The organism is Streptomyces sp. rh34, from assembly GCF_002551245.1.
GTDB lineage: Bacteria > Actinomycetota > Actinomycetes > Streptomycetales > Streptomycetaceae > Streptomyces.
This window is the reverse complement of record NZ_NTGZ01000269.1, coordinates 1-9,838: the sequence shown is the minus strand read 5'-3', so window position 1 is coordinate 9,838 and position 9,838 is coordinate 1. Positions and strand designations below refer to the sequence as shown.

Genomic DNA, 9,838 nt, shown 5'->3' with positions numbered 1-9,838 from the left:
GCCCGCTCAGAGATGTGTATAAGAGACAGAGCGGGGGGTGCGGGCGCGGGTCAGCGGCGGCGGCGGTGCAGGGCGACGGCGGCGGCGGTGCCGCCCGCGAGCGCGCCGACCCCGGCGGCGGCCGGGATGCCGACCTTGGCCGCCTTGCGGCCGGTGCGGTAGTCGCGCAGCCGCCAGTCGCGGGCGCGGGCGTACTTGCGGAGCTTGGTGTCGGGGTTGATCGCGTAGGGGTGGCCGACCAGGGAGAGCATCGGGATGTCGTTGTGCGAGTCGCTGTAGGCGGCGCAGCGCTCCAGGTCCAGGCCCTCCGCGGTGGCGAGGGCGCGGACGGCCTCGGCCTTGGCGGGGCCGTGGAGGGGTTCGCCGACCAGGCGGCCGGTGTAGACGCCGTCGACCGATTCGGCGACGGTGCCGAGCGCGCCGGTCAGGCCGAGGCGGCGGGCGATGATGGTGGCGGTCTCCACGGGGGCTGCGGTGACCAGCCAGACCTTCTGTCCGGCGTCCAGGTGGGCCTGGGCCAGGGCCCGGGTGCCGGGCCAGATGCGGTCGGCCATGTACTCGTCGTAGATCTCCTCGCCGATGGACATCAGCTCGGAGACGCGGTGGCCCTTGACGATGGACAGGGCGCTGTCGCGGGCGTCCTGCATGTGTTCGGGGTCCTCGACGCCGGCCAGCCGGAACCAGGCCTGCTGCCAGGCGAACCGGGTGAGCTCGCGGCGCTCGAAGAACTTCCGCTTGTAGAGGCCGCGGCCGAAGTGGAAGATCGCGGCGCCCTGCATGACGGTGTTGTCGAGGTCGAAGAAGGCGGCGGCGCGGTCGTCCCCGGCGACCGGGAACGCGGGCTCCTCGGGAGGTGTCGCGCCCGCTTCTTCCGGGGCCTTGGTCAGGAGGGCGGATTCGTCGTCGGCGGCCGAGGTCTTGCGCGCGGCCTCGGCGGCGGCCTCGCCTGCCAGGACGCTCCGTGCGGTAGCGGAACGCCTACGGGGTGTGAGCCATCCAAGAGCGGCCATGCGGTGAGCATAGCCAGTCCGTCCGCACCTGCCCGACCTGCCGCGATGCGTGGGCGTGAACGCTGTGGGTCGGAATGGTGAATCGGTTGATTCCGGGCGGCCCGGGGCGGCGCAGGGACGCCATCCGCCGGGCCAGGTCAGGGGTTCCAGTGGACGGTGCTGAAAGTGCGGTCGAAGCGACGGGCCTCCAGGTCCGCGCGCTGGATTCCCCACTGCACGTCCGCGCCGTCCCGACCGCTGATGTCCGGGTTCCAGTGGGCCAGCAGGACCCAGTCCTCGACGGTGCCCGACACCGGCTCATCGACGCCCCGACGCCCCCGGTCCGCCTGCCGGACGGCGCGGCTGGCGACGCTTTCCAGCGGGTCCGGGTCGGAGTCCTCCTGGTCCGCGTATCCGCCGATCTGCAGATGCCCTCCTCTGCCAGAGGCGTCGCACCAGACAGTGACCAGCTCGTCAGCGTGCGGAAACCCGGGAAGTGAGTGATAGGGCAGGTCCGGTGCGGTTCTGGCTCTCAGTTCGCCCTGCGGGTAGGAATCGACGATCTCCTGGTAGTGGTCATCGCCGGGGTAGCCGCTCCAGGTGTTCTTGTCGCGTTCCTCCACCGGTGTGCCGACCGGGACATAAAGGGCCTGGCCGCAGTTGCCGTCGCCGTCCGTTTCATCGAGTGAGGCGAAGAGCAGCAGGCGTCCGTCGGGCGGCAGAGGGAGGTCCGTCGCGTCCTTCGGCAGCGCGGCGAAGTCGACGGACGCGAGGTACGGGTGCTCAGGGTCCGGGGTCCCGGCGGGCAGCAGCAGCGGCCCGCCGAACCTGCCGGCGACCGGCCCGTCTCCGCCACCGGTGAGGACCGCGCACGGCCGGACGTGGCCGATCCACCGGTCCACCTCCTCGGCCGGCAGCGGGTCAATGTCCTCCCACGGGTGCCCCTCCTCAACCGCCCGCGTACGGAAGGGAATCAGCATTTCTCGAAGTTCATCATCCGTCACGCCGGCAACGGTAGTTCTGGCCACTGACAACCTCGTGGCCCCCGGGGGCGCCCGGGGCGGCCGTGAACGACCACTCAACCTTCGGTGACCATGCTCAATCTTCGCTGCGAGGGATGAAGAGGGCATCGCGGGCTCGGGAAGCGGGCGTGACGGGCGCAGAATGAAGGCATGAGTGCTCTGCTGCGACGTAAGAGGAAGAAGCCCGCCGAGCGGGTGGTCACGCTGGTGGGGAAGCCCGGGTGTCATCTGTGCGAGGACGCGCGGGCGGTGGTGGGCGCGGTGTGCGAGGAGACCGGTGCGTCGTGGGTGGAGAAGGACATCACCGAGGACGAGGAGCTGTACAAGAAGTACTGGGAGCAGATTCCGGTGGTGCTGATCGATGACGAACAGCACACGTTCTGGCGCGTGGACCCGGCGAGACTGCGCAAGGCGCTGGGTGCGGACGCGAAACCCGGTTAACATTGTGGGCGTTTTGGGTGGCCTCGGGGGCTTGGCTGTGAGGAGTGTGTACTGCTTTGCCCCCTTCGAGGCTGCAACGGGTTGATGCGGTCCCCGGTTCCGGGATCGCGCGGGGAATGTGCGTGACCCCGGTCACTTTGACCAGACAAATCGGACACTATCTTTGTGCACGCGTTCACAAAGACATAGCCTGCATTCGACGGGGCGGTCCTGGGACATACGGCCGCCTGCAGCCCCGCTCATCCCGCAGGAGCACCGTGGCAACTGGCCGAACTCACCGACCGGCGACCCGTAGCCGAGGAATTCCCGAGGCCACCGTCGCCCGACTTCCGTTGTACCTGCGCGCCCTGACCGCGCTCTCCGAGCGATCGGTGCCCACGGTCTCCTCCGAGGAGCTGGCCACGGCGGCCGGCGTCAACTCGGCGAAGCTGCGCAAGGACTTCAGCTACCTGGGTTCCTACGGCACCCGCGGTGTCGGGTACGACGTCGAGTATCTCGTCTACCAGATCTCGCGCGAGCTCGGGCTCACCCAGGACTGGCCGGTCGCCATCGTCGGCATCGGTAACCTCGGCGCGGCCCTCGCCAACTACGGCGGGTTCGCCTCCCGCGGCTTCCGTGTCGCGGCGCTGATCGACGCGGACCCCGCCATGGCCGGTACGCCGGTGGCCGGGATCGCCGTCCAGCACACGGACGACCTGGACCGGATCATCAGCGACAACGGTGTGTCCATCGGTGTGATCACCACCCCGCCCGGCGCGGCCCAGCAGGTCTGCGACCGGCTCGTCGCCGCCGGTGTGACCTCCATCCTGAACTTCGCGCCGACCGTGCTGTCGGTGCCCGAGGGCGTCGACGTGCGCAAGGTCGACCTCTCCATCGAGCTCCAGATCCTCGCGTTCCACGAGCAGCGCAAGGCCGGCGAGGACTCCGCCGCCGAGGACGAGGGCGCGCCCCCGATGCGCGCCACGCCCGCCAGCCGGAAGGGACCTGACGGGGACATGCCCGCCGTGATGCCGGCATGAGCCTCCTCGTCGTCGGACTGAGCCACCGCAGCGCCCCCGTCTCCGTACTGGAGCGGGCCTCCCTCGCTGCCGAGACCCAGGCCAAGCTGCTCCAGGACACCCTCGCCGCGGAACCCGCGACCGAGGCCGCCGTGCTGGCCACCTGCAACCGCATCGAGCTGTACGCCGACGTGGACAAGTTCCACGCGGGCGTCGCCGAGCTGTCCACCCTGCTCGCCCAGCACAGCGGCGTCGGTCTGGAAGAGCTCACTCCGTATCTCTATGTGCACTACGAGGACCGGGCCGTCCACCACCTCTTCTCGGTGGCCTGCGGCCTCGACTCGATGGTCGTCGGCGAGGGGCAGATCCTCGGCCAGATCAAGGACGCGCTCGCGCGCGGCCAGGAGCTGCACACCGCCGGACGGCTGCTGAACGACCTCTTCCAGCAGGCCCTGCGGGTCGGCAAGCGCGCCCACAGCGAGACCGGGATCGACCGGGCCGGGCAGTCGCTCGTCACCTTCGGACTCCAGCAGCTCGCCGCCGGGGCCGACCCCGAGCGCTGGGCCGCGGGCAAGCGGGCCCTGGTCATCGGCGCCGGATCCATGTCCTCGCTGGCCGCCGCGACCCTCGCGCGCACCGGTGTCGCCGACATCGTCGTCGCCAACCGGACCCGCTCCCGCGCGGACCGCCTGGTGGAGATCCTCCAGCAGGGTGACGACACCGCGGTGCGTGCCCGGGCCGTCGAGATGTCCGCGGTCGGTGACGAACTGACACGTGCCGACATCGTCGTCTCCTGCACCGGTTCCACGGGCCTCGTGCTCACCGCCGACGCCCTCGCCGACGCCCTGGGCGTGACCCTGGGCGCCGCGCCCGAGCGGCCGGCGGCCACCGTCACCCCGGCCCCGGCCGACGTCGACCAGCACGCCGCCTGGGTGGAGAACGGTTCCGCCGTCTCCGCCGCACCGGCCGGTCCGGCGACAGCCCTGCGCCGGGTCACCGTGCCCGCCCAGTCGACCGGTCCGGTCCGGCTCGCCCTGCTCGACCTCGCCATGCCGCGGGACATCGACGGCGCCGCCCACCGCATCGACGGTGTGCGCCTCGTCGACATCGAGTCGCTCGCCGAGGCGTCCGCCGACGCCCCGATGGCCGCCGATGTGGACCAGGTCCGCACCATCGTCTCCGACGAGGTGGCCGCCTTCGGCGCCGCCCAGCGCGCCGCGCACGTCGCCCCGACCGTGGTCGCCCTGCGCACCATGGCCGCCGGCGTGGTCGCCGGCGAGATCGCCCGGCTGGACGGCCGCCTTCCCGACCTGGACGAGAAGCAGCGCGCCGAGATCACCCAGACCGTGCGCCGCGTCGTCGACAAACTCCTGCACGCGCCCACCGTGCGGGTCAAGCAGCTCGCCAGCGAGCCCGGCGGCGCCGGGTACGCGGACGCGCTGCGAGAACTCTTCGACCTCGACCCGCAGACGGTGGCCGCCGTCTCCCGGGCAGACCTGAACGACCCGAATAGAGGGCGGTCATGACCGACAACTCATCCCCGGGCGCGCGGAGCTCCGCGCCGCTCCGGCTGGGCACCCGGCGCAGCAAGCTCGCCATGGCCCAGTCCGGACTCGTCGCCGAGGCGGTTCGCGAGGTGACCGGGCGCGCCGTCGAGCTCGTCGAGATCACCACGTACGGGGACACCTCCCGCGAGCACCTGGCGCAGATCGGCGGCACCGGCGTGTTCGTCGCGGCCCTGCGCGAGGCGCTGCTGCGGGGCGAGGTGGACTTCGCCGTCCACTCGCTCAAGGACCTGCCGACCGCCCAGCCCGACGACCTCGTGCTGGCGGCCGTGCCGCAGCGCGAGGACCCGCGTGACGCGATGGTCGCCCGGGACGGGCTGACCCTCGGGCAGCTGCCCGAGGGCGCCCGCATCGGCACCGGTTCGCCGCGCCGCATGGCGCAGCTCAACGCGTACGCCCGTTCCCACGGACTGCGGATCGAGACCGTCCCCATCCGGGGCAACGTCGACACGCGGATCGGGTTCGTGCGCGACGGGGAGCTCGACGCGGTGGTTCTCGCCGCCGCCGGGCTCAGCCGTCTCGGCCGGAGTGGTGAGGTGACCGAGTTCCTGCCGGTCGACACCGTCCTGCCCGCTCCCGGCCAGGGAGCACTGGCGATCGAGTGCGCCGCGTCCAGCGCCGACCTCGCCGCCGCGCTCGCCGAGCTCGACGACCCGTACACCCGGGCCGCCGTGACCGCCGAGCGTGCCCTGCTCGCCGCCCTGGAGGCCGGCTGCTCCGCACCTGTGGGTGCGCTGGCCGACCTCCTGGTCGACGGACAGGTTGTCAACGAACTGCGCCTGCGCGGAGTCGTCGGTACCACCGACGGTTCCTCGCTCGTACAGCTGTCCACCACCGGTCCCGTCCCCACGTCGCACGACGACGCGGCGGCCCTCGGTCGCGAACTCGCGGCCGAGATGCTCGCCAAGGGTGCGGCCGGTCTTATGGGGGAGCGAGCACTTTGAGCCCCACCGGCCCCGCCGCATCCGACTTTCCGGTCCTGTCCGCACAGGGTCAGGTCACCTTCCTCGGCGCCGGTCCCGGCGACCCGGGACTGCTGACCCTGCGCGCCGTCGAGGCGCTCGCGAGCGCGGACGTCCTTGTCGCCGAGCCCGATGTGCTCGACGTCGTTCGCAGCCATGCGCGGGCAGGCGTGAGCACGCCTGAGCTGACCGTCGTTGACACCCCGTCAACAACCGTCGGTGTACCCGTTCTCAGGGATGCGGCCAATCTTGTCATGGAGGCCGCGAAGGGCGGCAGGCGGGTGGTCCGTGCTGTCGCGGGCGACCCGGGCCTGGACGGGAACGCGGGGGCGGAGATGCTCGCCTGCGCCGCCGCCGGGGTGCCCTTCGAGGTCGTCCCGGGCGTCGCGAACGCCGTCGGCGTGTCCGCGTACGCCGGGGTACCGCTGCGGGACGCGCAGGGCGCGGACGTCCGTTTCGTCGACGCCCGTACCGCCTCCGACCGGTGCTGGAGCGAGGTCGGCGCGAGCGACGCGACCGCCGTCGTCTCCACCACGCTGGACTCGGTGGCCTCCGCCGCCGGTGAGCTGGTCTCCGCGGGCCGCAAGCCCGACACCCCGCTCACCGTGACGATCGCGGGCACCACCACCCGCCAGCGCACCTGGACGGCGACCCTCGGGACGATCGCCCAGGTCCTCAAGCAGGCCAAGGTGCTGCCCTCGCCCGAGGGCCACCGGCCGGTCATAGCCGTGGTCGGAGAGCGCAGCTCCGCCGCCCAGCGCGACCAGCTCGCGTGGTTCGAGTCCAAGCCGATGTTCGGCTGGAAGGTGCTCGTCCCGCGTACGAAGGAGCAGGCCGCGTCGCTCTCCGACCAGCTGCGTTCCTACGGTGCCGTGCCGCACGAGGTGCCGACGATCGCCGTCGAGCCGCCGCGTACGCCCCAGCAGATGGAGCGCGCGGTCAAGGGCCTGGTCACCGGGCGCTACGAGTGGATCGCCTTCACCAGCGTGAACGCCGTCAAGGCGGTCCGGGAGAAGTTCGAGGAGTACGGGCTCGACGCCCGTGCCTTCGCCGGCATCAAGGTCGCCGCCGTCGGCGAGCAGACCGCCGCGGCGCTGATCGACTTCGGCGTGAAGCCGGACCTGGTGCCGTCCGGTGAGCAGTCGGCCGCCGGGCTGCTGGAGGACTGGCCGCCCTACGACCCGGTCTTCGACCCGATCGACCGGGTGTTCCTGCCGCGTGCGGACATCGCCACCGAGACCCTGGTGGCGGGCCTGATCGAGCTGGGCTGGGAGGTCGACGACGTCACCGCGTACCGCACGGTCCGCGCCTCGCCGCCGCCGGCCGACACCCGTGAGGCGATCAAGGGCGGCGGCTTCGACGCGGTCCTGTTCACCTCGTCCTCGACGGTGCGCAACCTGGTCGGCATCGCGGGCAAGCCGCACAACGTGACCGTGATCGCGTGTATCGGCCCCGCCACCGCGAAGACCGCCGAGGAGCACGGCCTGCGGGTCGACGTGCTGTCGCCGGAGCCGTCCGTGCACAAGCTCGCCGAGGCGCTCGCCGCCTTCGGCGCGCAGCGCCGGGACGCGGCGAAGGAGGCCGGTGACCCGGTGACCCGGCCGAGCGAGCGACGCCCGGGCGCGCGCAGGCGCCGGACGACGACGTAGTGACAGTGGTACGAGGGTGAGCGGGCCCGGGCGCTTCGGCGGCCGGGCCCGCCGCCGTTCTCCGGGCCTGTTCGCGGCCTGTTCGCGGGCCTTTCCCGGCGCGGGTGTCGGTAAGACCTGACTGCGTACGGGTCTATCGTCGAAGGATGACTGCGTACGGAAACTTCCCCGGCTCCCGCCCCCGGCGGCTGCGGACGACCCCGGCGATGCGGCGGATGGTCGCCGAGACACGGCTCGACCCCGCGAACCTGATCCTTCCCGCGTTCGTGCGGGAGGGCATCGACGCCCCGGTCGCCATCTCGTCGATGCCCGGTGTGTACCAGCACACCCTGGACACCCTGCGGAAGGCGGCCGTCGAGGCGGTCTCGGCCGGGGTCTCGGGGATCATGCTCTTCGGTGTGCCGGAGGACGAGAAGAAGGACGCCCGGGGCACGGCGGGCACGGACCCGGACGGCATCCTCCAGGCCGGCCTGCGCGCGGTCCGCGAGGAGGTCGGCGACGACCTGGTCGTGATGTCGGACCTGTGCCTGGACGAGTACACCGACCACGGCCACTGCGGGGTCCTCGACGGTGACGGGCGCGTGGACAACGACGCGACCCTGGAGCGGTACGCGGAGATGGCCCAGGTCCAGGCGGACGCCGGGGCCCATGTGGTGGGACCCAGCGGGATGATGGACGGCCAGGTCGGCGTCGTCCGCGACGCGCTGGACCAGACCGGGTACGAGGACGTGTCGATCCTCGCCTACACCGCGAAGTACAGCTCGGCGTTCTACGGCCCCTTCCGCGAGGCCGTCGGCTCCTCGCTCACCGGTGACCGCAAGACCTACCAGCAGGACCCGGCCAACGCCCGCGAGTCGCTGCGGGAGCTGGCGCTGGACCTGGAGGAGGGCGCGGACATGGTCATGGTGAAGCCCGCCGGACCGTATCTGGACATCCTCGCCAAGGTCGCCGAGTCCGTGGACGTGCCGGTCGCGGCGTACCAGATCAGCGGCGAGTACGCGATGGTCGAGGCCGCCGCCGAGCGGGGCTGGATCGACCGGGACAAGGCGGTCCTGGAGAGCCTGACCGGCATCCGGCGGGCCGGGGCGCAGATGATCCTCACCTACTGGGCGACCGAGGCGGCCCAGTGGCTGGGGCGGGACGCGCGGCGCTGAGCCGGTCCGCTCCACCTGGCGTGTTTCACGGCCCACCCGCTCCGGTCTCCTGGAGCCGGTGGGCCTCCTCGATGGAGAAGCGGGCGCTGTCCCGTACGAGCGGGTCCTCGTCGGCCCGTGCGGTGGTGTCCAGGACCGTGGCGACGACCGGGTCGCCGGTGTAGGGCGCCAGCGACATCGCCGCGTACTGCCGGACCAGGTCCTCCTGCGGGTCCCGCAGCGCCCTGAGCAGGGCGCGGCCCGCTTCGTGGCGCAGAGTGGGATCGGCCGGGGGCCACAGACGCAGGACGGTGGCGCTCTCGACGCGGGCGAGGTCGTATTCGCCGGGGTCGGCGACGACCGAGACGAGGAACGGCAGCGCGTGGGCGTTGGCGTCCAGCTCGGTGATGATCTCGGGCTTGCGGTCGCTGGTGGCGGGCAGGGCGCGGAACTCGGCTATCAGGCGTTCCGCGGCTTCCGTCGTTTCTTCCGTTGCCTCTGCCGCCGCCTCGGTGGTCGCCTCGGTGGTCGTGAGGTTCGTGTCGTTCATGGGGGTGGACACTTTCTGTCAGGGCCAGTCGACCAGTGCCATGAATGCTACGAAAGCGACCATCACGGTGGCGGGGGCGGTGAGGGCCAGGCCCACGCGCCGGGCGGCGTAGCGGAGCTGGTGGGGGACGGCCCAGGCGGCGATCAGCAGGATCAGGGCGAGGATCAGGCCGATGCACAGGACGGTCCACGCGGTCATGAAGCTGTCGTGGAAGCGCTCGCTCACCGCGCCGTTGCAGGAGCCGCACTCCATGGGCGAGAGCGCGCCGTAGAGCAGGGCGAGCAGCCCCGACGGCACGGTCACGACAGAGGAGATCAGCGGGGCGATCCAGGCGTGGTTGTCGGGCGTCTCGTCGGGGGCGGTCGCCGGGGTGCTGCCATCGTCGTGGCTGTTCTCGCTCATGCGTCCGAGTCAACCTCGGGGGTCCGCCGCCCGCATGAGTACGAGGGCTCAGTCCCCGGTGGGCAGGTCGGCACGGGCCGCCGCCCAGGTGGGGGCCGCCGCGCAGGCGTGCGCCGCCGCGCAGGCG

At 72.0% G+C, this 9,838-nt stretch carries 10 protein-coding genes; 6 read left to right on the top strand and 4 right to left on the bottom strand.

The window, feature by feature from the left end:
• Nucleotides 1-50: 50 nt before the first annotated feature.
• On the bottom strand, nt 51-1,010 hold the full coding sequence (locus CR470_RS31740) for an HAD family hydrolase (RefSeq protein ID WP_097870926.1): 960 nt from the start codon (nt 1,008-1,010) through the stop codon (nt 51-53).
• A 137-nt stretch (nt 1,011-1,147) separates the two neighbouring features.
• Nucleotides 1,148-1,993, bottom strand: coding sequence for a DUF1963 domain-containing protein (locus tag CR470_RS31735; RefSeq protein ID WP_097870925.1), 846 nt, complete (start codon nt 1,991-1,993; stop codon nt 1,148-1,150).
• Nucleotides 1,994-2,161: 168 nt separating this feature from the next.
• Between CR470_RS31735 and CR470_RS31730 the strand changes: the two genes are divergently transcribed.
• The 6 genes from CR470_RS31730 to hemB all read left to right on the top strand — a co-directional run bounded on the left by CR470_RS31730 (nt 2,162) and on the right by hemB (nt 8,780).
• Nucleotides 2,162-2,452 (top strand): glutaredoxin family protein, encoded by a 291-nt coding sequence (locus tag CR470_RS31730; RefSeq protein ID WP_097870924.1) that lies wholly within the window; start codon nt 2,162-2,164, stop codon nt 2,450-2,452.
• A gap of 257 nt (nt 2,453-2,709) precedes the next feature.
• Nucleotides 2,710-3,471: a redox-sensing transcriptional repressor Rex gene (locus CR470_RS31725; RefSeq protein ID WP_003968336.1), complete on the top strand. Its 762-nt coding sequence runs from the start codon at nt 2,710-2,712 to the stop codon at nt 3,469-3,471.
• On the top strand, nt 3,468-4,976 hold the full coding sequence (locus tag CR470_RS31720; protein WP_097870923.1) for a glutamyl-tRNA reductase: 1,509 nt from the start codon (nt 3,468-3,470) through the stop codon (nt 4,974-4,976). The genes CR470_RS31725 and CR470_RS31720 overlap by 4 nt, the downstream gene beginning before the upstream one ends.
• Entirely contained in the window at nt 4,973-5,959 is a 987-nt protein-coding gene (gene hemC / locus CR470_RS31715) for a hydroxymethylbilane synthase (RefSeq protein WP_097870922.1), read from the top strand. The genes CR470_RS31720 and hemC overlap by 4 nt, the downstream gene beginning before the upstream one ends.
• Complete coding sequence (locus tag CR470_RS31710; protein ID WP_097870921.1) at nt 5,956-7,626, top strand: uroporphyrinogen-III synthase; 1,671 nt, start codon at nt 5,956-5,958, stop codon at nt 7,624-7,626. The genes hemC and CR470_RS31710 overlap by 4 nt, the downstream gene beginning before the upstream one ends.
• A 146-nt stretch (nt 7,627-7,772) precedes the next feature.
• Nucleotides 7,773-8,780, top strand: a complete 1,008-nt coding sequence (gene hemB, locus CR470_RS31705; RefSeq protein WP_097870920.1) for a porphobilinogen synthase — start codon at nt 7,773-7,775, stop codon at nt 8,778-8,780.
• Nucleotides 8,781-8,805: 25 nt separating this feature from the next.
• On the opposite strand, the gene CR470_RS31700 is transcribed toward hemB, so the two are convergent.
• Together CR470_RS31700 and CR470_RS31695 are read right to left on the bottom strand one after the other, a co-directional pair.
• Complete coding sequence (locus CR470_RS31700; protein ID WP_097870919.1) at nt 8,806-9,309, bottom strand: hypothetical protein; 504 nt, start codon at nt 9,307-9,309, stop codon at nt 8,806-8,808.
• A gap of 18 nt (nt 9,310-9,327) precedes the next feature.
• A complete protein-coding gene (locus CR470_RS31695) occupies nt 9,328-9,711 on the bottom strand; it encodes a hypothetical protein (RefSeq protein WP_097870918.1) in 384 nt (127 codons plus the stop codon).
• Nucleotides 9,712-9,838 lie beyond the last annotated feature (127 nt).

Excerpts from the sequence above, each read along its gene's own strand:
- CR470_RS31740 (WP_097870926.1), bottom strand. The coding sequence starts at position 1,010 with ATGGCCGCTCTTGGATGGCTCACACCCCGTAGGCGTTCCGCTACCGCA.
- CR470_RS31695 (WP_097870918.1), bottom strand. The coding sequence starts at position 9,711 with ATGAGCGAGAACAGCCACGACGATGGCAGCACCCCGGCGACCGCCCCC.
- CR470_RS31720 (WP_097870923.1), top strand. The coding sequence starts at position 3,468 with ATGAGCCTCCTCGTCGTCGGACTGAGCCACCGCAGCGCCCCCGTCTCC.
- hemB (WP_097870920.1), top strand. The coding sequence starts at position 7,773 with ATGACTGCGTACGGAAACTTCCCCGGCTCCCGCCCCCGGCGGCTGCGG.
- CR470_RS31700 (WP_097870919.1), bottom strand. The coding sequence starts at position 9,309 with ATGAACGACACGAACCTCACGACCACCGAGGCGACCACCGAGGCGGCG.
- CR470_RS31730 (WP_097870924.1), top strand. The coding sequence starts at position 2,162 with ATGAGTGCTCTGCTGCGACGTAAGAGGAAGAAGCCCGCCGAGCGGGTG.
- hemC (WP_097870922.1), top strand. The coding sequence starts at position 4,973 with ATGACCGACAACTCATCCCCGGGCGCGCGGAGCTCCGCGCCGCTCCGG.